General features: G+C 64.1%; 19 protein-coding genes. 14 read left to right on the forward strand and 5 right to left on the reverse strand.

Going from position 1 to position 22,570, the window contains the following annotated elements; translation table 11 throughout:
• The first annotated feature begins 5 nt into the window (after nucleotides 1–5).
• The 5 genes from MF134_RS14380 (at nucleotide 6) to MF134_RS14400 (ending at nucleotide 3,356) form a co-directional block, all read left to right on the forward strand.
• Entirely contained in the window at nucleotides 6–428 is a 423-nt protein-coding gene (locus tag MF134_RS14380; protein ID WP_304363779.1) for a response regulator, read from the forward strand.
• Nucleotides 429–588: 160 nt separating this feature from the next.
• Entirely contained in the window at nucleotides 589–1,608 is a 1,020-nt protein-coding gene (locus tag MF134_RS14385) for a sensor histidine kinase (RefSeq protein WP_255340167.1), read from the forward strand.
• A gap of 258 nt (nucleotides 1,609–1,866) precedes the next feature.
• A complete protein-coding gene (locus tag MF134_RS14390) occupies nucleotides 1,867–2,184 on the forward strand; it encodes a hypothetical protein (RefSeq protein ID WP_255340168.1) in 318 nt (105 codons plus the stop codon).
• 195 nt (nucleotides 2,185–2,379) lie between these two features.
• Nucleotides 2,380–2,850 (forward strand): helix-turn-helix domain-containing protein, encoded by a 471-nt coding sequence (locus MF134_RS14395; protein WP_255340169.1) that lies wholly within the window; start codon nucleotides 2,380–2,382, stop codon nucleotides 2,848–2,850.
• A complete protein-coding gene (locus MF134_RS14400; protein WP_255340170.1) occupies nucleotides 2,847–3,356 on the forward strand; it encodes a DUF6456 domain-containing protein in 510 nt (169 codons plus the stop codon). The genes MF134_RS14395 and MF134_RS14400 overlap by 4 nt, the downstream gene beginning before the upstream one ends.
• A 40-nt stretch (nucleotides 3,357–3,396) precedes the next feature.
• Here MF134_RS14400 and MF134_RS14405 read toward each other — a convergent pair whose 3' ends face one another.
• Both MF134_RS14405 and MF134_RS14410 read right to left on the reverse strand, forming a co-directional pair.
• Nucleotides 3,397–3,816 carry a SufE family protein gene (locus MF134_RS14405; protein ID WP_255340171.1) on the reverse strand — a complete coding sequence of 140 codons (420 nt, stop codon included), beginning with the start codon at nucleotides 3,814–3,816 and terminating at the stop codon, nucleotides 3,397–3,399.
• Nucleotides 3,817–3,899: 83 nt separating this feature from the next.
• Nucleotides 3,900–4,445, reverse strand: a complete 546-nt coding sequence (locus tag MF134_RS14410) for a DUF5330 domain-containing protein (protein ID WP_255340172.1) — start codon at nucleotides 4,443–4,445, stop codon at nucleotides 3,900–3,902.
• A 363-nt stretch (nucleotides 4,446–4,808) separates the two neighbouring features.
• Here MF134_RS14410 and MF134_RS14415 point away from each other — a divergent pair, with 363 nt between their 5' ends.
• The 3 genes from MF134_RS14415 to MF134_RS14425 are packed head-to-tail and all read left to right on the forward strand — an operon-like array spanning nucleotide 4,809 to nucleotide 7,594.
• Nucleotides 4,809–6,662: a sensor histidine kinase gene (locus tag MF134_RS14415; protein ID WP_255340173.1), complete on the forward strand. Its 1,854-nt coding sequence runs from the start codon at nucleotides 4,809–4,811 to the stop codon at nucleotides 6,660–6,662.
• The gene (locus MF134_RS14420) at nucleotides 6,631–7,251 is read left to right on the forward strand and encodes a peptidoglycan-binding domain-containing protein (protein ID WP_255340174.1); all 621 of its coding nucleotides are present in this window, start codon (nucleotides 6,631–6,633) and stop codon (nucleotides 7,249–7,251) included. Before MF134_RS14415 ends, MF134_RS14420 begins: the two co-directional genes overlap by 32 nt.
• 10 nt (nucleotides 7,252–7,261) lie before the next feature.
• The gene (locus MF134_RS14425; RefSeq protein ID WP_255340175.1) at nucleotides 7,262–7,594 is read left to right on the forward strand and encodes a DUF1491 family protein; all 333 of its coding nucleotides are present in this window, start codon (nucleotides 7,262–7,264) and stop codon (nucleotides 7,592–7,594) included.
• Between the two features lie 58 nt (nucleotides 7,595–7,652).
• Here the strand turns inward: MF134_RS14425 and MF134_RS14430 are convergent, their stop codons facing one another.
• The gene (locus MF134_RS14430; protein WP_255340176.1) at nucleotides 7,653–7,943 is read right to left on the reverse strand and encodes a hypothetical protein; all 291 of its coding nucleotides are present in this window, start codon (nucleotides 7,941–7,943) and stop codon (nucleotides 7,653–7,655) included.
• A gap of 311 nt (nucleotides 7,944–8,254) precedes the next feature.
• Between MF134_RS14430 and mutS the strand changes: the two genes are divergently transcribed.
• The 5 genes from mutS (at nucleotide 8,255) to MF134_RS14455 (ending at nucleotide 17,955) form a co-directional block, all read left to right on the forward strand.
• Entirely contained in the window at nucleotides 8,255–10,960 is a 2,706-nt protein-coding gene (gene mutS / locus MF134_RS14435) for a DNA mismatch repair protein MutS (protein ID WP_255340177.1), read from the forward strand.
• A 171-nt stretch (nucleotides 10,961–11,131) separates the two neighbouring features.
• Nucleotides 11,132–11,524 carry a hypothetical protein gene (locus tag MF134_RS14440; RefSeq protein WP_255340178.1) on the forward strand — a complete coding sequence of 131 codons (393 nt, stop codon included), beginning with the start codon at nucleotides 11,132–11,134 and terminating at the stop codon, nucleotides 11,522–11,524.
• Between the two features lie 200 nt (nucleotides 11,525–11,724).
• Nucleotides 11,725–14,592, forward strand: coding sequence for a [protein-PII] uridylyltransferase (locus tag MF134_RS14445; protein ID WP_457589997.1), 2,868 nt, complete (start codon nucleotides 11,725–11,727; stop codon nucleotides 14,590–14,592).
• A complete protein-coding gene (gene murJ / locus MF134_RS14450; RefSeq protein ID WP_255340180.1) occupies nucleotides 14,589–16,232 on the forward strand; it encodes a murein biosynthesis integral membrane protein MurJ in 1,644 nt (547 codons plus the stop codon). Before MF134_RS14445 ends, murJ begins: the two co-directional genes overlap by 4 nt.
• A 484-nt stretch (nucleotides 16,233–16,716) precedes the next feature.
• Nucleotides 16,717–17,955, forward strand: a complete 1,239-nt coding sequence (locus MF134_RS14455; protein WP_255340181.1) for a porin — start codon at nucleotides 16,717–16,719, stop codon at nucleotides 17,953–17,955.
• A 194-nt stretch (nucleotides 17,956–18,149) separates the two neighbouring features.
• On the opposite strand, the gene MF134_RS14460 is transcribed toward MF134_RS14455, so the two are convergent.
• Nucleotides 18,150–18,497, reverse strand: a complete 348-nt coding sequence (locus MF134_RS14460; protein ID WP_255340331.1) for a DUF2794 domain-containing protein — start codon at nucleotides 18,495–18,497, stop codon at nucleotides 18,150–18,152.
• Between the two features lie 367 nt (nucleotides 18,498–18,864).
• Between MF134_RS14460 and MF134_RS14465 the strand changes: the two genes are divergently transcribed.
• A complete protein-coding gene (locus MF134_RS14465; RefSeq protein WP_255340182.1) occupies nucleotides 18,865–20,319 on the forward strand; it encodes a glutamate synthase subunit beta in 1,455 nt (484 codons plus the stop codon).
• Nucleotides 20,320–20,424: 105 nt separating this feature from the next.
• On the opposite strand, the gene MF134_RS23860 is transcribed toward MF134_RS14465, so the two are convergent.
• Nucleotides 20,425–22,290, reverse strand: coding sequence for a calcium-binding protein (locus tag MF134_RS23860; protein ID WP_304363773.1), 1,866 nt, complete (start codon nucleotides 22,288–22,290; stop codon nucleotides 20,425–20,427).
• Nucleotides 22,291–22,570: the final 280 nt, after the last annotated feature.

A 22,570-nucleotide genomic window follows, 5' to 3' on the forward strand; every position in this document is an offset into this window, starting at 1 on the left:
TCGTGATGATCGAGGACGATGAAGGCCATGCCCGGCTCATCGAGAAGAACATCCGCCGCGCCGGCGTAAACAACGCCATCAAGCACTTCGTCGAGGGGACGGCGGCGGTCGACTATCTGTTCAACGCGGCGGACGGGCCGGCGAAAAACGGTCCGGCCCTTGTGCTTCTCGACCTGAACCTGCCCGACATGAGCGGCATCGACATCCTTCAGAGAATGAAGGAGTCGGACAGCCCGCTTCGGCGGACTCCGGTCGTGGTGCTGACGACCACCGACGACAAGGTGGAAATCGAGCGCTGCTACGACCTCGGCGCGAATGTCTACATCACCAAGCCGGTGAACTACGAGACCTTTGCCCAGGCGATCCGCCAGCTCGGCCTGTTCCTTTCCGTCATCCAGGTTCCCGAGCCCGAGGATGGCGCAAATTGATCGCCATCGGGTGACGTCGCGGCCTGCATTTCTGCGGCAAGTCTTTGATAAAGAACAAGGCCTTGCGGTCGATTCGTGGCCGGACTTGTACTTTTTCGGTTGCGCGACCAGCTTTTGCCTCATATCGCTCAATCACGCAGCCATTTGAATCCGGGCGCCGATGCCGCGTGTGCTTTACATCGATGATGACGAGGGACTGAGACACCTCGCCCGCAAGGCCCTTCGAAGACGGGGGTTCAAGGTCGAAACGGCCGACAGCGCCGATTCCGGCATCGCACTGCTCAAGCAGGACGAATTCGATCTGGTCGCGATCGACCACTACATGCCCGAAAAGACCGGCCTCGACGCCCTGGAAATGATCAAGGCGCTGCCGGTGCCGCCACCGGTCGTCTACGTGACCGGTTCCGACGAGACGAGCGTGGCGGTAGCCGCGCTCAAGGCGGGGGCCTCGGACTATGTGGTCAAGACGATCGGCGACGAGTTCTTCGATCTTCTGGCTTCGAGCTTTCGCCAGGCGCTTGATCGCCGGGCCCTGGTCGCGGCGAAGGACGACGCCGAGCGGGCCTTGCGCGCAAGCAACGAGCGCCTTGCGGCTCTTCTGAAGGAGGCGAACCACCGCGTCGCCAACAGCCTTCAGATCCTGAGCGCCTTCGTGAATCTCCAGGCAAGCAGCGTCTCCAGCGAAGAGGCCCGCTCGGCACTCAAGGACACCCAGCAGCGCATCGCCGCGATCAGCCAGGTGCACCGAAGGCTCTACAGTTCGGACGATATCGAGACCATCGACATGGCGGAGTATCTGCAGCCACTTGCCGCGGAACTCGAAGCGACCTGGTCGACGCCGACCTCGCCACGCAGCGTGAGGCTGATCGCCGAGCCGCTTCGGCTGAAGACCGACAAGGCGGTTTCGCTCGGTATCATCGTCACGGAACTTGTCAGCAATGCCTGCAAATATGCCTATCGGAGCGAAGAAGCCGGCGAAGTGCGCATCCGGATCGCCCGAGAGGACGAAAACTTCTGTCTGAGCGTCGAGGACGACGGTCCCGGCATGGATACGAACGGCAAGCCCTCCGGCACCGGCGTCGGGACCCGGTTGATCCGCGCCATGGCCATGAGCCTCAAGGCCGAGATCGACCATTCGAACGGCCCGGGAACGAGCGTTCGCGTCACCGCCCCGCTGTAGTCGGACGTTTCATCCTCCGCATTCCGGACGAGTTCGACCCTTTTTCCCGTATGGACCGGCGACGGTCCGTTTTCGGCCATCGGTTCGAAGTGTCCGCCTGGGCTCCTGGCCGTTTCTTCGGGTCCGCTTGCGCGACCGCGAGCTTGGCCTGCTGGAGAGGGTGGAGCGTGGCGCGGCGTTGTCCCCCGGCACCGACTCGGCGGGCCGGATCCACGGCTGGGCTCCCCGGAGCCAGCGGAGGAGTCGCGCGAGAAGGATGTGGCGGTTGAGGTCGTAGCGGGGGTCCCGGCTGCGTGCGAAGCGCGCGAGGCGGCCGAGTTCTCGCTCGACGCGTTCCTGAAGATGCGCCCGATCGGTGAGATCGAGGGCCGAGGGATCGTCCTGCTCGACCGAAACGGCGACGCCAGCGCCGGAAACGCCGAAACGGGCCAGCGCGGCGCGCAACTCCAGACGTTCGCCGAGAACGCGATCGGCTTCGCGCCGCGCCTCCATGTGCTTTCTGGCCTGTGCCGCGAGGGTCGCGATGAGCGGGGCGAGGGTATCGTCGGCGGTCATGAGGGTTCCGGCAATCCTTAGAATCGAGTTCCGGGAGATTGCTGCTGCGGGCCGAGGGTGGGGATATCTTCTTGGAAGACAATTGAACCCTGCGGTCCGGAATGCGACTATCCGTTGAAATCAGAGAGGGTTTCAAAGAAACTGAAATAGGAAAATATTCACATAACGAGCGGATTCAGATAGAAGGGGCGGAGTGCAAGCAAGGAGTAAGCCCCAATGCAGACGCTGATCGAGGAGGTTCACGAGAGCCGGTCGGCCCGGCCCAGCCGCGCGTCGTCGCCTGATTTCCGTTCGCACCCGTCCGGGCGAAGCCGGGGCCAGCGCCCGGCTGCCGAGGTTCACGCGGCGACCGCGTGCCGGATGGCTCAGGAGATCGTCTGCGCCTTCTTCGAAGTGCCGATCGCCGAGATCCGGCGCCCGAACCGCGCAATCAGCCCGGTCTGCGATGCGCGGCACGTGGCGATGTATCTCGCCAATGTCGTCTTCCAGATTTCGCTGTCGCGTATGGCGGCGAGTTTCGGTCGCGACCGGACCTCGATCGCCCATGCCGTGAGGCGGGTCGAGGACCGGCGCGACGATGCCGAATTCGACGCGCTGCTGTGCCGGCTGGAAGTGCTCGCCCGGGCGGTTCGCCTCGGCATGTCGGCGAGCGCGAAAGCCGGCGTCGTGGGGGAGGAAGGACAATGAGCGCCCGGACCGGATTCAACGAGGAGGAAACCCCGCTGACGCGCCTGGCCACGCGACGGAGCAAGGGCGGCGAGCCGTTCCTGAGCCGTGGCGAGGCGATGGCCGGCGAGCGGCTTCGCGTCGATTTTACCCGTGCGCAGATGACGCCGGCGCTCGGCCAGCGCTGGGACGGGATGCCGCGTCAGCCGGGCCGCAGCGGGGCGGGCGGTGTCGGCGACCTCTCCGACAATGCCATCGACGCCCGCAGGCGTGTCGCGAAAGCCTGCGACGCGGTCGGGCCGGAACTCTCCGGTCTGCTTCTCGACGTGTGCTGCTTTCTCAAGGGCCTGGAGACGGTCGAGCGGGAACGGCAATGGCCGGCGCGTTCGGCCAAACTATTGCTCAAGACAGGGCTTGCCATGCTGGCGCGGCATTATGGATTCGAAGGCGCACGCGATGCCGAAGTCGGTCGCATCCGTCGCTGGCGCGCGCCGAAACCGGAGGAGGCGGATCGTTCCTCGCCGTGATCGGAAGAGGCGGCAGGCCGTCCATGCTCCGGCCTTCGGTTCAGGCCGCCGCCGCGGCCTCCGCATCGCTCTTGATCCGTGCGACCATGGATCGCAGGCCGTTGGACCGTTGCGGGGTCAGATGCTCCTGCAGGCCGAGCCGCCGGAACAGGCCCTCGGCGTCGATCTCCCGGATCTCTGAAGGCGTGCGGCCGGAAAACAGGGCGAGCGCCACCGCGACCAGCCCCTTGACGATATGGGCGTCGGAATCGCCGCGGAAACTGAGATGCGGCGGCTTTGCGTCGTCCGTCTCGCTCACCAGCCAGACCTGGCTGACGCAACCGCGGACCTTGGTCTCTTCGGTCATGTCTTCGGGCGGCAGGTCCGGCAGCGCCCGACCGAGTTCGATGAGATAGCGGTATCGGTCCTCCCAATCGTCGAGGAGTTCGAAATCCGAGATGATCTCGTCGATGGTCTGCATGGATGCTTCGCTTCCTGGCGGTGTCGGTTCCATTGGGCCGCAGCCGGCGTTCCGCCGCTATGTAGGAAGCCGAGGCCCACCCGTCAGTAGCGCGGGGCGGGGATCGGGATGGGCGCCGTCATCTCGAGCTGCGCGCTCTGGCTGGTCTCGGGAGAAACCGGTCGATCCTCAAGGAACGCGGCACTCTTTCGCGCGGTCGCTTCGCTTGGCACGCCGCCGCTGACGCTGCCGGTGATCGTCCGGTCGCGAGGCGCTTCTGTGACCGCCTTGGGCCGTTCGGCGACGACCGGAGCGTCTGGCGCAGCGGGAGCAGGCGTCGCGATGGCGGGAGTGGCGGGGCTCGGCTGCGCTCCGGGTTCCACGCCGCCGCCGTGACCACCGACGAAGCTGTAGGCGATCGCGAAGCCCTCACCGACACGTTCGCCGGCAAAGCGGGCGATGTCGCCGCCGGCCGCGCAGGCCGATGGCGCACGGTCGCAGAAGCCGGCCAGATCGGCAATCGCCGCCTGGGCGCCATAGAGAAGCGCGAAGGAATTGATCTCGGTCTCGCCGTCCTTGCGGGATTCACCCGGCATGATCATCGCCAAGACCCCAAGAAAGAAAGCCGATTTGATGATGAAGCGGATCATCGTTCCGTCCTGCCCTGTCGTGATGTTTCGGCTGTCGCCGGTCACCTCTTGTTGGCATCAAGATGGCACAGGGCTCGCAAGGTCGCGTTGAAAAAACGATGAAAATTTGAATGAAATCGCGCGAATCGCGGGGCCGGCCGCTGAGGTTCCGGACGCTAACTCTTTGTTAACCATGTTGGCAGCTCCGAGAGCCCGCAACCCGGCGATTTGCTGGGGATCACTGGTGAAAGCAAGCCAGAGACAAGCCTCGCTTATGGCTTCCTTAAGTTCGTCCCGGCATCATTCGGATTGTCGAGGTTCGGGTGAACGACGATTCACCCTGACACTCTCCAAGCAACGCTGAACTGCAGGGCGAGATCGCGAATGAGGCACGCGTCGAAGCGACGAGAGAGCGCCGGATCAGGCGCCGCGTCCGCGATTCGCACCCTGCAGATCCGACTCGACGACTTCGTCTCTCCGACCGTGACGGAGGCAAGCGAGAGACGGTTCCAGGCGCGCATTCTCGCAGCCCTCGTCGCGATCGGACTGGTTGCGGCGCTGACCTCGCCCGTCCTTGCCGGTCTCGGGGCATCCGTGACGATTGCCGCCATGCCCCTCCTGGTGGCGAGCCTCGCCCTTGCGGCGGCGGCGTGGCTGTCGCTTTCCGGCCGCTGCGACGGTGTTCTCTGGGTTGCCGGAAGTCTCGGTGCCGGGATTTCCGCGGCGCTGGCGACTGCAGTTGGCTGGCCTCTCGTCGCCGTCATCGCGATTCTGGTCATCCTTCCCGTTGAAGGGCTGATCGCCCGCCGCTATCGGTTGGCGGGCGGGCTTGCCCTGTCCTCGACAGCTCTGGGTGCGATTCTGGTGTTCGAGCAGCCGGCGCTGCTCGGCACGGCGACGCCGGACTGGGGCCATCTCCTTCTCGCTTTGCTCACGCTGGGCTACGCCGCGCGCCTTGCCTGGCCTCATGGCCGCGCGGTCGGTCGGATGAGGCGCAAACCGGCCCCCGTCGCGCGCGATTCCCGGCTTGCGCGGCGAAGCGTCGCCGATGAATTGGGCATCGCGATCTTCGAAGTCACGCCGCTCGGCCGGATCGGCTACGCGTCTTGTGCGGCTGCCGAACTGGCGGCCGTGGAAGAGGGCAGTCTCGAGGGGCGGCTCTTCGGAGAGTTGTGCCACGTCACCGACCGCCTGGAGGTGATGCGGCTCGTGGATGCCGCACGATCGGGCGCCGAGCCGGCGACGGTCGCTGCTCGGCTGCGCGCCACCGACGGCAGCTATCGGGAGGCGGAACTGACGATCCGCGCACTTGGCTCGACCGAAGTCACGGGGAAGCAGGGTACCGACGGAGAGAGCCTCTACATTCTTGTCGCCGCACGACCGATGCCGGCCGAACTCGAAGCGGCGCGGCGGATTCTTGCCGACCTCGAAGAGGCGCAGCAGGCCTCGGCCGCCAAGACCCGTTTTCTGGCCACCGTCAGCCATGAGCTTCGCACGCCGCTCAACGCGATCATCGGCTTTTCCGACGTGCTCGACCACGAATATTTCGGCAGCTTCGAATCGCCGAAGCAGAAGGAATATGTCGGCCTCATCCGCCGCTCGGGTCAGCACCTCCTGTCGCTGGTCAACACGCTCCTCGACGTCTCCAAGATCGAGGCCGGGCGCTACGAACTGCATCTCGAACGCTTCGACGTGACCCCCTTGATGCAGGAGATCGGCGAGTTGATGCGCGAGGAGGCCCGCGCAAAGGGCCTGCGCCTTGACATCCGCCTGCCGGCAGCGGAGACGGAACTCGTCGCCGACCGGCGTGCCTGCCACCAGATCCTGCTCAATCTTGTCTCGAACGCCCTGAAATTCACCGAGACTGGCGTCGTCACGGTGGAAAGCCGTAGTGTGGAGGGGGCCTGCGAACTCCTCGTGAGCGATACCGGCATCGGAATCGCCGAGGCCGACCTCGCACGGCTGGGGCGCCCCTTCGTGCAGGTGTCGAGCGGCCTTTCCCGCCGCTATCACGGCACCGGTCTCGGCCTGTCCCTCGTCAAGGGGCTCGCCGAACTCCACACAGGCAGCATGACCGTCAAGAGTCAGCCCGGCGTCGGAACCATGGTGATGATCCGTCTGCCAGTCGCCGGCCCCGCCGCCACCACTCCTCCTCAAGAAAACATTGTAGCGTTGAGTAATGCCCGCAGCAAAACGAACTCCAAGGGTGAAATCCGCCAGGGACGGCTCTCGGCCTAGCCTCGCCGGGGGCCTCGCGGCTCTGGCCGGCCGGACCGTCGGCGGTTTCGGTCGCGTGCTCGCCCGGCGACCGGGTCGATCGGCGGGTATCGCAGCCTTCGTGGCCGTCTTTGGCAGCGTGACGGCGAATGCCCTGTTCGCCCAGCCCGGCCGTCATCCCAATCCGATGCTGGCGACCCGCTTGGATGCCTCCGCCGAAAGCCGGCAGGACGTGGCGGCCGCGCCTTCGCCGGTTCCACTGCCGGGCGACAGGCCGGATCTCCAGCAGACGGCCTCGATCGCGGAAACCGATCCGCCGGCGCCAGCGGCCGCACCCGCCGCGGCGGTCTCGGTTCCCGACGAGAGCACCGACATTCCCGAATCCGAGACCGTGCAGAAATTCGCCAGTCTGAGCCGCGACGAGGTGGTTCGCCGCATCCAGTCGGCGCTGACGACGGCCCAGGTTGCTGAACTGAAGGCGGACGGCATTCCCGGCGAACGGACGCGCGCGGCGATCCGGACGTTCGAGGCGCTCGAAGGCATGGAGGTGACAGGCGAGCCGGATCTGCGCCTGCTCGAACGCCTTGCCGAGATCGGATTGGTCGAGTAACGCACGGCGCGTGCGGATCACCAGCGAACTCTTCGTCGCCCAGCTCGTCCGGCGGCTCTTTGCGGCCGGCGAATTCGCGGCCGTCATGCGCCGCGGCGCCGAGGCAGCGGGCGCGATCTTCGTCATCGCGAGATCGAGGGCCGGCGAGATCCGCCTGTTCTCGCCAGCAGTCCAGAGCCTTCAGGGGGACACCGGCGCACGCCAGTTCATGGAGGAGCCGGCGAGCGATGACGCTGCGCTCGAAACGCGCTTTCAGCGCGAGGCGCGTTTCGACCCGGATTTCTGGGTGGTGGAGATCGAGACCGAGACGCCCGAACTCTTTCTCGAGATCGTGGCGGAGTGAGCGCTCGGAACCGTCTCCCCCGCTTCTGCCACAGATTCGTCAGGCAAGGCCTGCTGCCTCAGCCGCCGATCCTCACGATGCTCCGCGTCTTCAGATCGACGATGACCGGCGCGCCGGCGTAATAGAAGTAGGCGAACCGGCCATTCCCTTCGGCCGTGGCAAGTTGCACCGAACGCGGCACTGAATCGCCCAGCGCCGGAGGGCTGGGCAGTTGCGCATTGTCGGTCGGGTGGGAGAGTGCGTACTGCATCACGTTGACAGCATCGTCCGCTGCCGAGCTGGTCACCGGCGAAAGCACTGCAAGAGCGACGGCCAAGGCGGAGACAAGGCGCAGGGAACTGGAAGGCATCATCGATCCTCTTTCTCTTTGGGCACTGCCCGAAGCGATTTCGCCCCATGTCGCACGGACCGGATGAACGGAAGCTGAGCGGTTCGCTCTTTGCAAGTCTTGTTTGGCAAGGTTCCGTCTGTCGTGACCGGCCCGTGAACCGGAATCGTTTCGCAAATGCGAAAGATCGGGGATGTCTTAGGACGCGACTTGCAGAAGTGCAAAGCGGCCGATAGCGCTTTCGCCATGTTTTTGCGGCTTGCAAGGCTTGTGTCCCGATTCCGGAAACGGCCTTGGCCCAACACCCGATCGACGGAGGTCAGACCGGCCGAATGAGTAGCGACGCCGCCCCGACGCCGATGATGGCCCAATATATCGAGATCAAGGCGGCCAATCCCGACTGCCTGCTGTTCTACCGGATGGGCGATTTCTACGAGCTGTTCTTCGACGACGCGGTCGAGGCGTCCCGCGCGCTCGGCATCACCCTGACGAAGCGCGGCAAGCATCTGGGCGAAGACATTCCCATGGCCGGGGTGCCGGTGGTCTCGGCCGACGATTATCTGCAGAAGCTGATCGCGCTCGGCCACCGCGTCGCCGTCTGCGAACAGGTGGAAGACCCTGCCGAAGCCAAGAAGCGCGGATCGAAATCGGTGGTGAAGCGCGACGTCGTTCGGTTGGTGACCCCCGGCACGATCACCGAGGAAGCGCTTCTGGAGCCCGGTCGGGCCAATTATCTGATGACGCTGGCACGGCTCGGGGGCGGGGAGAACCCGAGCTATGCCCTGGCCTGGGCAGATCTTTCGACGGGCCTGTTCCGCACGGCCGAGGTCTCCCGCGACCGGCTGGAGGCGGAGATCGCCGCCGTCGAGCCGAGCGAAATCGTCGTCGCCGAGCCGGTGTTCCACGCGCCGGACATGCAGCCTGTGTTGCGCCGCTTCGGCCGCACGGCACGGCCGGAACCCCAGACCTTCTTCGATGGTGCGACGGCGGAGGAGAAGATCTGCCGCTTCTTCCAGGTGACGACACTCGAAGGCCTCGGCCGCTTTTCGCGGGTCGAGCTTTCGGCCGCTGCCGCGCTGATCGCCTATCTCGGCAAGACCCAGCTTTCGGCCCGACCGATGCTGCAGCGGCCGGCGCGGGTCTCCCAGGGCTCGATCATGGAGATCGATCCGGCCACGCGCGCCTCCCTGGAGATCACCCGTACGCTGGCCGGCAGGCGCCAGGGCTCGCTTCTGGCGACGATCGACCGAACCGTGACCGGCGCCGGTGCGCGCCTTCTCGCCGGCCGCTTGTCCGCCCCCCTGACCGATCCCGAAACGATCGGATCGCGACAGGATTCGTTGGCGTTCTTTCTCGATGAGCCGGACCTGCGGCGCAATCTGCGCAAGGCGCTGGCCGGATTGCCAGACGGGGAGCGGGCGCTGTCGCGACTGGCGTTGCAGCGGGGTGGCCCGCGCGATCTGGCCGGCATACGCGACTGCCTCGAAGCGGCGATTGCCATCGGGGAGATGCTGCCGGCCGAAATGCCGGCAGAACTCGAAGCTGCGCGCGGAGATATCGCCGCCTTGCCGCGAGACGTTGCGGCAGCACTGCGCGAAGCCCTCACCGACGCCCCGCCGCCCTTCAAGCGCGATGGCGGCTTCGTCCGCTCGGGCGCCATTCCTGCGCTCGACGAGGCGCGGGCGCTGGGCGAGAATTCGCGCAAGGTGATCGCCGAACTCGAAGCGCGCTATGCGGCCGAGACCGGCATCCGGAATCTGCGGATCAAGTACAACAACGTCCTCGGCTATTTCGTCGAAACCGGGGAATCCCAGGCGAAGACTCTGATGTCGAGCGAATGGGCCGAGACCTTCCGCCATCGCCAGACCATGGCCTCGGCCATGCGCTTTTCGACGCAGGAACTGGCCGGGCTGGAGAGCCGGATCACCGGGGCGGCGAGCGAGGCGCTGTCGCTCGAACTCAAATGCTTCGACGAACTGGCGGGCGCCGTCCTCGCAGAGGCCGAGGCGTTGCAGCGCGGGGCGGAAGCGCTCGCCGTCCTCGACGTCGCCGCCGCATTCGCGGAACTTGCGGTCGAAGGGGACTGGACCCGCCCCGTCGTCGATTCGAGCCTTGCCTTCCAGATCGAGGGCGGGCGCCATCCCGTCGTCGAAGCGGCGCTGAAGGCGGGTTCCGGCAGCCCCTTCGTCGCCAATGATTGCGATCTGTCTCCGCCGGCCGGGGGTGACAAAGGCGCACTCTGGCTTCTCACCGGTCCGAACATGGGCGGCAAGTCGACCTTTCTCCGGCAGAACGCTCTGATCGCGGTGCTCGCCCAGATCGGGGCCTTCGTGCCTGCGACCCGCGTTCATCTCGGCGTGGTCGACCGCCTGTTTTCCCGGGTCGGCGCGTCAGACGATCTGGCCGAAGGGCGCTCGACCTTCATGGTGGAGATGGTCGAAACCGCCGCGATCCTCAATCAGGCGGGCCCACGGGCGCTCGTCATCCTCGACGAGATCGGACGAGGGACCGCGACCTATGACGGCCTCTCGATCGCCTTCGCGACTGTCGAGCATCTCCACGAGGTCAATGGCTGCCGTGCGCTGTTCGCGACGCATTTCCACGAAATGACGGCTCTCGGCAAGCGCCTCACGCGTATGAAGAACACCACCATGCGGGTGAAGGAGTACAAGGGCGACGTCATCCTGCTCCATGAGGTGACGTCCGGTGTCGCCGATCGCTCCTACGGGATCCAGGTCGCCAAGCTTGCCGGCCTTCCAGCTGCGGTGGTGGAGCGGGCGCGGCACGTGCTCTCGGAACTGGAGCGCGGTGGCTCCCAGGCCCGGCGCACCGCCTTCATCGATGATCTGCCGCTCTTTTCCGCCGCCTTGCGAAAGCCCGACGCTGCGACGGGTGCCGGAGACGAAAGACACGCCGCGCTGGCGGCCGCTCTCAATGCGCTCGATCCCGACACGATGAGCCCCCGTGCAGCGCTCGACGAGATCTACCGGCTGAAGCAAGTTGCCACCTCAGGCCAGGTGGGCGATGGCCGCTCCTGATGCGCCAGATCGTTAGCCGCGACAACAAACGATCCACTGCTGCGACATCCTGTCAAGGAACAACAGCGATTAGCGGCCGTTGTGTAGGCATACGACGCTCAACGAGCCGGTTGTCGACAGCAATGTTGACGATGTCACAGGCTCAGTCACAAGAATCCGAAAGGAAAGAAAATGAAAAAGACAGCTATTTTTTCTGCCGCTATGCTTGGTGCCTCGATGATGGCGTTCGGCGCTACTGCTCAGGTCGATAACAGCGACACGCTGATCCCGGGCAGCGACGAGTTCCGCGAGCAGCAGAACATTCAGGAGCGTGAGAACGTTGCCGATGATGGCGCGATGACCACCATGGACGCGCCGAAGGTCGACAACAGCGACACGCTGATCCCGGGCAACGAAGAAGGTATTCAGCAGGCTGAGACCAACGAGCGCCAGGACGTTGCGGACGATGACGCTGTGGCCACCGGTTCGGTCGAGAATCCGGGCGTGGACAACGCCGACACCCTGATCCCGGGCAGCGACGAGTTCCGCGAGCAGCAGAACACGGAAGAGCTCGAGAACAACTAAGTTCGCGGGACTCTCGCCCTTACAGGCTTTCCGTTCGCTAAGCGAGCAAGGCCTAGACAGGGGAATATAAGAATGGCCGCTCCGGTTTTACCGGGGCGGCCATTTTCTATGGTCGGTCCCAGCCGCGGAGTGGCGTCTCGCGCTGCTTGCCCAGATCGGCTATAGGCTGGCTCCTTCGTAACGGAGCCGCAGGAATTCGCATGCCTCAGGACGCGGTCGAGTCACGTCCCTCCCACCTAGTGGAAGAGCCCTTGACCCAAATCGACGTTTCGGAATTTGTCGACGTGGCCGAATTGCGACGGGCCCTGGACCAGATCGCAGAGGAGGATTCCTCGCATGGTTCTTCCGACGCAGCCCGGGCCGCGGTGTTGTCGCTCCTGCGGGAGACCATTGTCGCCGCGCGTGGCCGCATCGAGGAGCGATTTGGCGAGGACGGCGGGGGGCTCGACTGCGCCCGCCGGCTGGCCACCCTGCAGGACATCGTCATCCGCTGCGTCCACGACTACGCACAGATGCATGTTTTCCAGTCGGCCAATCTCTCCTCCGGCGAACGCATGGCGATCCTCGCCGTCGGCGGCTATGGCCGCGGAACATTAGCCCCCGGCTCGGATATCGATCTTCTTTTCCTGCTTCCCTACAAGCAGACGGCGCTTGGCGAACAGATCGTCGAGTATCTTCTCTATCTTTTGTGGGATCTCGGCTTCAAGGTCGGTCACGCCTCGCGCACCGTCGAGGAGTGCATCAAGCAGGCCCGGGCCGACATGACGATCCGGACCTCGATCCTGGAACGCTGGCTGGTCGTCGGCGACCGAGACCTGTTCGTGGAACTCGGCCAGCGCTTCGAACGCGAGGTGATCGCCGGCACGAGCGAGGAATTCATCGCGGCAAAGCTCGCCGAGCGTTCCGCACGCCACGCGAAGCTCGGCGACACCCGCTATCTGGTCGAGCCGAACGTCAAGGAGGGCAAGGGCGGTCTGCGTGATCTCAACACGCTGTTCTGGATCGCGAAATATCACTACCGGGTGACGACGACCGAGGCGTTGGTCGATCTCGGCGTCATCTCCCGGCGGGAAGCCCGCCTGTTCCACAAGGCGGAGGACTTTCTCTGGGCGGTTCGCTGCCATCTGCATTTCGCCACCGGCAAGGCGGAGGAGCGGCTGTCCTTCGATCTCCAGCCGGAAATCGCCAAGCGCCTCGGCTACAACACCCATCCGGGCCTGAAGGATGTCGAGCGCTTCATGAAGCACTACTTCCTGATCGCCAAGGATGTCGGCGACCTGACCCGGATCCTCTGCGCCGCGCTCGAGGAGCAGCACGCCAAGGCAGCGCCCGGTCTCAAGGGCTTCGTCAAGAGCCTGCGCGACCGGGCCCGAAAGATCCCCGGCACCATCGATTTTCACATCGACAACAACCGGATCAACGTGTCGGCGCCGAATGTCTTCAAGAACGATCCGGTCAATCTCATTCGCGTCTTCCGGCTGGCGGCCATGCACGGGCTGGAATACCACCCCGACACGCTCAAGCTGATCCGCCGCTCGATCCGTCTGGTCAACTCCGACCTGCGGAACAATGCGGAAGCCAACAGCCTCTTCCTCGACGTCCTCACCGATCGTTCCGACCCGGAATTCCATCTCCGGCGGATGAACGAGGCGGGGGTGCTCGGCCGGTTCATTCCCGAATTCGGCAAGATCGTCGCGATGATGCAGTTCAACATGTACCACCACTTCACGGTGGATGAGCATCTCTTACGCACGATCGCCAACCTGTCGCGGCTCGAACGCGGTCTGCTCGGCGAAGAACTGCCGATGTCGACCGAGTTCATCAGCACGATCAAGGATCGCAAGGCCCTCTACGTGGCTTCGCTCCTGCACGATATCGCCAAGGGGCGCCCGGAGGATCACTCGATCGCCGGCGCCCGCATCGCCCGGCAGCTCTGCCCGAGACTCGGTCTCGACGAACGCGAGACCGATCTCGTCGCCTGGCTTGTCCACGACCATCTCCTCATGTCGATGACCGCCCAGCAGCGTGACATCAACGATCGCAAGACGATCCTCGATTTCGCCGAGCGTGTCCGCACGCTGGACCGGCTCAAGCTTCTGACGATCCTGACGGTATGCGACATTCGAGCGGTTGGGCCCGGCGTGTGGAACGGCTGGAAGGGCCAACTCCTGCGTTCGCTCTATCTCGAGACCGAGCCCACATTGACGGGTGGCTTCACCCGCTCGACCCGCGCCGAGCGGCTCGAAGCGTCCCGGCAGAAGCTCGCGGCGCGTCTCGAAGGCTGGGATCCGGCCGAACGCGACGCCTATCTGGATCTCCACTATCCGAACTACTTCCTGATGACCCCGATCGACGATCAGGTGCGCCATGCCGAATTCGTGCGCAACGCCGCTCAGGGCGACGGCGAGCCTCTGACCATGGGGGTCCGGACCGATGCGTTCCAGGGCATCACCGAGATCATGGTCCTGTCGCCGGATCACCCCCGCCTTCTGTCGGTGCTCGCCGGGGCCTGTGCGGGCGTCGGCGCCAACATTGCGGATGCCCAGGTCTTCACCATGGCCGATGGTCGGGCCCTGGATGTCCTGGTGCTCAATCGCGAGTTCGCCCAGGATACCGACGAGCTGCGTCGCGGCGACCGGATCTGCGGCCATATCCGCAAGCTGCTCCAGGGTCGCGAAGTCCGGGCCAATCTGATTTCCAATCAGAAGTCCAGGCGTCCGTTGTCGGCCTTTTCGATCAAGCCGAGCGTCAAGGTCGACAACGATCTGTCGAACCTGTTCACCGTGGTCGAGGTCGAGGGGCTCGACCGCCCCGGGCTCCTGTCGGATCTCGCCCGGGCGATCGCCGAGCTCAATCTCGACATCCGCTCGGCCCATATCTCGACCTATGGCGAGAAGGTCGTCGACGTCTTCTATGTGACCGATCTTTTCGGTACCAAGATCACCAGCAAGAGCCGGACCGAGCGCATCGAGACCTGGCTCGCGCATGTCTTCGAGAATCCCGGCAGCGAACCCTCGGCCGCCGGCATCATCGCGGCGGAGAAGGCCTACGGGCGCCACCGCCAATGAGCCTGATCTCGAAATTCGCAACCGTGGGCGGGGCTACGATGGTCAGCCGCATCTTCGGCTTCGGCCGCGAGATGCTCATGGCATCGGCACTCGGCGTTGGCCCGGTTGCCGACGCGTTCAATCTCGCCTTCCGCTTTCCGAACCTCTTTCGCCGGCTGTTCGCCGAAGGGGCCTTCAATGCCGCCTTCATTCCGCTCTTCGCCAAGTCCCTGGAGGAAGAAGGCGACGAAGGTGCCCGACGTTTCGCCTCGGAGATCTTCTCGACGCTCTTCGTGATCCTGACGTTTCTCACCGTTCTGGCGCTGCTCTTCATGCCGATCCTGGTCAGGACGATCATCGCGCCGGGTCTGGCGGTCTGCATCGACGACCCCGGAGCGGGCGGCGACGTCCTGTCCTGTGCTGCGCGCTACGAGGTGACGGTCGCGTTCTCGCGCATCATGTTCCCCTATCTCGCCTGCATGTCGCTGATGGCGATGGTCTGCGGGATCCTCAATGCGTTTCGACGCTTCTTTGCGGCCGCCGCCGCGCCGACGCTGCTCAATTTCATCCTGATCGGTGTGATCGCCTATGCGATCTGGATCGACGTCGACAAGCAGACGATCGGGCTGATGATGAGCTGGGGCGTGCTTGCGGCTGGGCTGGCGCAGCTTGCCATGGTGGTGATCGCCATGCGGCTCGCCGGTTTCAGCATGGCCCTGAAGCGGCCGCGCTGGACCAAGGGGCTGAAGCGTCTCCTCATCCTGGCGGGGCCAGCGGCGCTCATCGGCGGGATCACTCAGATCAATCTCTTCGTCGGCCAGGCGATCGCCTCGTTCAAGCCGGGTGCGGTGTCGATCCTGCAATATGCCGACCGACCCTATCAATTGCCGCTGGGCATGGTGGGGGTCGCGATCGGTGTGGTGCTCCTGCCCGAACTCTCGCGTGCCCTGAAGGCGAAGCGCTTTCTCGAAGCGCAGCACACCCAGAATCGCAGCCTGGAATTCGCCCTTTTCCTGACCGTACCCGCGGCCGTCGCTCTGTTCCTCATTCCCGAGCCGATCATCCGGGTCATCTACGAGCGCGGCGAGTTCGAACCGTCCTCCACTCCGGCGGTGGCCGCCGTTCTGGGCCTCTATGCGCTCGGGCTGCCTGCCTTCGTGATGATCAAGGTGTTCTCACCTGGCTTCTTCGCGCGCGAGGATACCCGTACCCCGATGCTCGCGACGCTGATCGCGGCTGGCTCGAATATCGTGCTGTCGCTCGGTCTGTTCGCCTTGATTGCGGAACAGGGCATTGCATTGGCCACGACGCTGGCCGGCTGGCTGAATGCCGGACTACTCTTCGCCGGCCTTTACCGCCGCGGCCTGTGGCAAGTCGACCGCGCGCTCGTCAAGCGATCGATCCTCGTTTGCCTTTGCGCGGCGATGATGGGGTTCGCTCTGGTTTTCGGTCTGCAAGTCTTCTCTGACTGGCTGCTGCCGGCTGCAGGGGTGCACCTCCAGGCCGCAGCCCTCGCACTTCTCGTGTTCGCGGCGATGGCGATCTATTTTGCGCTGGCCTTCGCGACCGGGGCGGCCGATCGCAGCCTTGTCGTCAATCTCTTCCGCCGGGGACGCCGTGCTCCCGTTGCGCCCGAAGCAGGCGATTCAGATCGCGCTTGACGCATCGATTCGCAGGCGATTCGGCCCGGCCATCGCGCCTTTTCACCGGCTTGCCCACGGGTTCAGGCGATCGAGGCAAGGGTTTTCGGCGAGGGCATCGTGCCGATGGCAAGTCTGGCGAAAGCCTCGCTCTCGACGCCGAGGCGGCGGAGCTGGCCTTTGTCCTGGGCAACAGGAGTCGAGCGCGCGAAAATCCGATGGGAAACCTCAACAAGCGCGGCTGAAGAGCTTCATTCTGCGGGTTTGAGCCCCCTGGTTAACGGGGGGTGACCAAAAAAGTGGCCTCCGTGCAACAGGGGTGTGTCCGAAGCGTCAGTGTTGCAGTTATGTAATTGCATCAAATCCCGCGGTGGATATTGTCGGCTTCAGAAAGATCGCGGGGGCAACAAACGGCTTCGGACTTTCGCAGAGGGGATGGGGCAGGGAAGGCTGTCCTTTCATAAAAGGCCCAACCCTAACCTAAAAATTGACTGGAGGTCAGGACATGAACATCAAGAGCCTTCTTCTCGGCTCCGCTGCGGCCCTCGTCGCAGTTTCCGGCGCCCGCGCTGCGGACGTCATCGTTCCGGTTGAGCCGGAGCCCATGGAATACGTCAAGGTTTGCGACGTTTACGGCACCGGTTTCTACTACATCCCGGGCACCGAGACCTGCTTGCAGATCAGCGGCTACGTCCGTTACAAGATCAGCGCCTTCGGCCAGCTCGAAGACGACTTCGGCAACAACTTCATCCGCAACGGCGAAGGCGACACCTACCAGATCGGTTCGCAGGTTCGTGCTCGCGTCAACTTCGACGCTCGTGAAGAGACCGAGTACGGCACGCTCCGCGCTTACGTTCGCTTCCAGGGCGACAACGTCTTCGCTGGCGACGGCAATGTCGACGTCGACACCGCCTACATCCAGCTCGGCGGCCTGACCATGGGTTGGCTCGACTCGCTCTGGGCCGAGGACGATGGCCTTCTCACGGACACCGATCTCTCGGTCGGCGATCTCGAGGCCAACCGCGTCTCCTACACCTACGCCTCGAACGGCTTCTCGGCCGCTCTGTCGCTCGAAGACGATGCCACGGGCGACTGGGTTCCGAACGTTGTCGGTAAGCTGAAGTACGAAGGCGGCTGGGGCTTCGTCTACCTGTCGGGTTCCTACGACGAGACCGGCGACACCTTCGTGATCGGTAGCGGCGCAGTTGTCGGTGTCGAGCCGGGCTCCAACGACGCTTTCGCTCTGAAGGCCGGTCTGTCGCTGAAGGACCTGATCGCCACGGACTCCGAGCTGAAGCTCGAAGGTAGCTACGCGTTCGATCCTTCGTCCTACTCCACGATCGGCCTCTTCAATGGCTTCGTCGGCGGCGGCGGCGCGGGCAACCTCTTCACGCTGCCCTTCAACACCACGATCACGGGCGCTGCGTTCAACGGCGGTTCGCTGGTTGCTGCGGCTCCGGTCGAGTGGCAGGTGGGTGCCGGTTACGCCCAGTCCTTCGGCAGCCTCGCTGTCGGTGTCTCGGGTGCCTACGGCCGCACGTTCGACTTCTTCGTCAACGGCGTGAACGTCGCGGATGCGGACTACTACAAGGTCGTCGGCAACGTTGGTTACGAGATCACCAACAACTTCGACATGCTGGCGGAAATCAGCTACGCGAACTTCGACGTCGACCCGAACATCGCGGCGACCGGAAACTCGCTCGATCAGGTTGCTGGTTTCGTCCAGTTCGTCCGCTCCTTCTAATCGAAGAGCAACGATCTAATCGGAAAGGCCCGGCGCTCGCGCCGGGCCTTTTCGTCTTATTGCCTCTTTCGCAACTCGCGGAGAGGCATCCTCGTGCACGGATCAAGGCTGTTGAGTCGGCTATGTCGCTCGCCCGGCGGGCGAACCGACGCTATAGCCGCGCTTACCGGTCGCCCCGCCACGGCCCAATTGTCTCAGCCCTTTTCCGCCAGCCGCAGATTGCTGTCGAACACCCGCAGCACGGTCGCCAGTTCGTGGCCGCGCTTGAGGATCACGCCGCCTGTCGCCACCACCTGATAGGCGCCCTGGCGCCGGGCGAGTTTCGGGTCCTTGACGATCTTGAAGAGCGGCATCTCGCTGGTTCGCCGAAACACCGAGAACACGGCGCGATCCTTCAGCATGTCGATCGCATAGTCGCGCCACTCGCCGGCGGCGACCATCCGGCCGTAGATCTTGAGGATGAGCGACAATTCGCGCCTGTCGAAGGCGACGAACGATGTCTGTGCATGTGCTGCGGGAAACGCAACGAGATCGGCGGACATGCCGCCGTTCGAGCCATAGTCCGTCAAGACAGCCCCTTGTCCCTCCAAAGCGGTCGGGCATGCGTTGGCCCGGCCTTTGATGACGATATGGTGACACGAATCGCCATTGCGAGCAAAAGCGGATCCTGCGGCCCGAAAAAGTTCGCCGGTCGCCCTGCATCGATCCGAAACCCGACGCGGATCGTCCTTGAGCGGCGAATTCCTATCGGCCGGGGCTTGTGGCGAAACCCGCATTGCGGCAGTAGAACTGTCCTAACGAAGCCGGAATGGTTAGAATGTCCGGTGCTGCGACAATGGCGTGGATGCTGACGCCGCCCGCGCCGGTGGCGCGTCGCGGCGCTTGCGCGTCTGGAAAGATGGGGTGTGTATGGGAAAGGTTACCGGATTTCTCGAGATCGATCGGCAAACCCACAAATATCAGCCGGCGTCCGACCGCATTCGCCATTTCCGCGAATTCACCCTGCCCATGTCCGACGAGGAGGTCGGCAAGCAGGCAGCGCGCTGCATGGATTGCGGCATTCCTTATTGCCACGGGCCGACGGGTTGCCCGATCCACAACCAGATCCCGGACTGGAACGATCTCGTCTATCAGGGGGACTGGGAGACCGCGGTCCGCAATCTCCATTCTACCAACAACTTCCCCGAGTTCACAGGCCGCATCTGTCCGGCCCCTTGCGAGGAAGCCTGCACGCTGAACCTCGAGGACACGCCGGTCGCGATCAAGACGGTCGAACAGGCGATCGCCGACAAGGCCTACAAGCTCGGCCTGATCGTGCCGCAGCCGCCGGCGGAAAAGACCGGCAAGAAGGTCGCGGTCATCGGTTCCGGCCCGGCCGGCATGGCCGCGGCGCAGCAGCTCGGCCGCGCCGGGCACGATGTCGACGTCTATGAGCGCGAGTCGCGCCCGGGTGGCCTGATGCGCTACGGCATTCCCGACTTCAAGATGGAAAAGCACTGGATCGACAGGCGCGTCGACCAGATGCGCGAAGAGGGCGTCACCTTCCATTGCGGCGTCAATGTCGGCGTCGACAAGCCGGTCTCCGAACTGGTCGCGGCGTATGACGCCGTCTTGTTCTGCGGCGGATCGGAAAAGCCGCGCGATTCCGGCATCCCGCATGAGGGACTTGTCGGCGTCTACGACGCGATGCCCTATCTGGTGCAGCAGAACCGCCGGGTGGGTGGCGAGAACATCGAAAGCACTGGCTGGCCCTCGGAAGAGGTCTGGGCCGGCGGCAAGCATGTGGTGGTCGTCGGCGGCGGCGACACGGCCTCGGACTGCGTCGGCACCGCCTTCCGGCAGGGCGCCGTGAAGGTCACCCAGCTCGACATCCGGCCGCAGCCCCCGCAGACCGAGGACAAGCTCACCGTCTGGCCTTACTGGGCGACGAAGATGCGCACCTCGTCGAGCCAGGCCGAAGGCGCGGTGCGCGAGTTCCAGATCGCGACGCTCGAATTCGTCGGCGAGGACGGGGTGCTGACCGGGGTGCGCTGTGCCCAGGTGGACGAACAGCGCAGGCCGCTCGAGGGGACGGAGTTCGTTATCAAGGCCGATCTCGCCTTCATCGCGATCGGCTTCGCCGGTCCGTTCGAAATCGGCTTCCTCAAGGATGTCGGCGAACAGCTGAAGACCCGCGCGGATCGCCGCGGCAATGTCTCGATCGCGGCTGACGACGAGAGCTACATCACCTCGATGGACAAGGTCTATGCGGCAGGCGATGCCCGGCGCGGCCAGTCGCTGGTGGTCTGGGCGATCCGCGAGGGTCGTCAGGCCGCGCGGTCCATCGATCTCGATCTGATGGGCACGACCACCCTGCCACGCTGATCCTGCCGGCCACGGGAAGGCGAGGGGCCACGGCCACGCAGCGGACATGAAAACTGGGAGCGGGCCTGGCGCATGCAGGCCCGCTCCTTTTTTGGTGTTGCGACCTCAAAAGATAAAGTCGTTGGCGTCGAGATCGGCGACGTTGACGTTGTTCAGCGTGATGGTGTTGGCGCCGTCGGTGATGACGGCATTGGCACCGGACTGGGTGAGGTGGTTTGCGGCCAGATCGGCGAAGTCGGTGATGGCGGTCACCGCCGACAGGTCGATCTTCTCGAAATCATTGAGTTCCTCGAAGTCGGTGATGGTGTCCTGGCCGAAGCCATTGGCGTAGACGAAGGTGTCTCCGTTGATGCCGCCGGTCAGCGTGTCGTTGCCGGCGCCGCCGGTGATGGTGTCGAAGCCGAGATCGCCGATGATCTCGTCATTGCCGTCGCCACCTCTCAGATCGTCGTTTCCGGCGAAGCCACGCAGGAAGTCGTTGCCGCCTTCACCGCGCAGGATGTTGACGCCACTGTTGCCGTTGAGCGTGTCGTCGAAGGCCGAACCGACGAGGCTCTCGATGTTCGACAGGACGTCGCCGGCGGCATGGCCGCCGAAGGCGCCACCATTGCGCAGGTCGACGGCGACGCCGCCGGTGGAGTTTTCATAATTGGCCTGGTCGAAGCCGTCGCCGCCATTGACGATGTCGCCGCCGGCGCCGCCTCTCAGGATGTCGCTGCCCGACCCGCCATAAAGCTCGTCGTCGCCGAGACCGCCGAAAAGCTGGTCGTTCTCGCTGCCGCCATAGAGGACGTCGGAGTTGTGGCCTCCGACGATGACGTCATCGCCCTCGTCGCCGTAGATGCCGCCTTGCACATGGCTGTCGCCGAAACCGTTGTACATGTCGTTGCCGGCGTCCAGATAGACGTTCGAGCCGATGTCGCCGGTGTTGTTCAGGAAGTCGTTTCCGTCGCTCAGGTCGACGGCGCCGGTGATCAGCCCGGTGTTGACCACGCTGATCGGACTGTCGCCGGTCACCTGGACCGAGAAGATCCCATAGCGGCTCGAGATGGTTCCGCTGTTGGTCAGGTAGCTGCGGTCGAAGGGATCTACCTGTGTGTCCTGAATGAGGATGCCGACACTGTCGGTCGAGACGATCTCGCCGGTATTGTTGATCTCGACCGCCTGGTCGTTCACATAAACGCCATAGCCGGTGCTGCCGGAGATCGTTCCGGTGTTGGTCAGCGTCGCGACGCCGATGCCATTCGCAAGCTGAATGCCTTCATTCTCGCCGGCAATCAGGCCATTGTTCTCGATCGTCGTGTTGTTGCCGGTCGAGACGAAAATGCCGTCCGCATTCGACGACTGGATCGAGCCGTCATTGAAAATGTAGACGGGAACACCGCTGCCTGAATTGGGATAGACGGCAATGGCCGCGGAACTGGCCTGGATCGAGCCGGCATTGGTGAGTTCGAAACGCGTTGCGGATATTTCGAGGGCCGATTGGTTCGAACTCACGATCGAGGCGCCGTCTCCGTTCGAGGCGTAGACGGTTCCGGCGGAATTGACGTCGAGCGCGTCGCCGGACGCCGCCACCGTGCCGGTATTGACGAACTCCACGCTGGGGTTGACGCCGGTGCCTCCGGTTACCCGTACGGCATCCGTGTCACCCTGGACGGTTCCGGCATTGCTGAACTCAAGTGCCGAGGTCAGGTTGTCGACGTCTATGGCCGTATTGTTGGTGCTGATGACGTTGCCCTGACTGCCAACGGTAAATTGCAGGAAACTATTGCCGTTTGCCGTCAGCGCATTCCGGCCGCCGAGTCCAACCAGACCGCCCAGAATGGCGATCTGATTGGCGCCGCCGGTGGTGGTGATGGGCGCCGAAGGATCGAACGTCGTCAGCGTCGAATCCTGCGTGACGATGAGTTCGTCGCCTGCCGAGAGCGTGCGTGCGATCGATGAATCGCTGCTGATGATTTCGTTTGCCATTTGTGATGCCTTTCCTGGCCAAGGCCCCAAACGCGATCGGCATGTGTTGCGCTATCCGGAAGGAAGCGAGGGTGCCGCAGATATGTCTGTGATCTCGGGGCGAGCCCATCCATTGCCGTGCCGAGTTTGAGAAGGGGAGCGCGACGCCGCTTGCATGAGACGATGCGGTCCATTGATGTCTCCGCATGCCGGTTTAGTGAAAATTTTTTACGCAAAGGAATATAGCTCTAAAAGAGATTATCTGCGTATCTTCCGATCGAAAATCGCGAAAGTTACATTT

It is taken from the genome of Jiella marina, assembly GCF_024359545.1.
Lineage (GTDB): Bacteria > Pseudomonadota > Alphaproteobacteria > Rhizobiales > Rhizobiaceae > Jiella.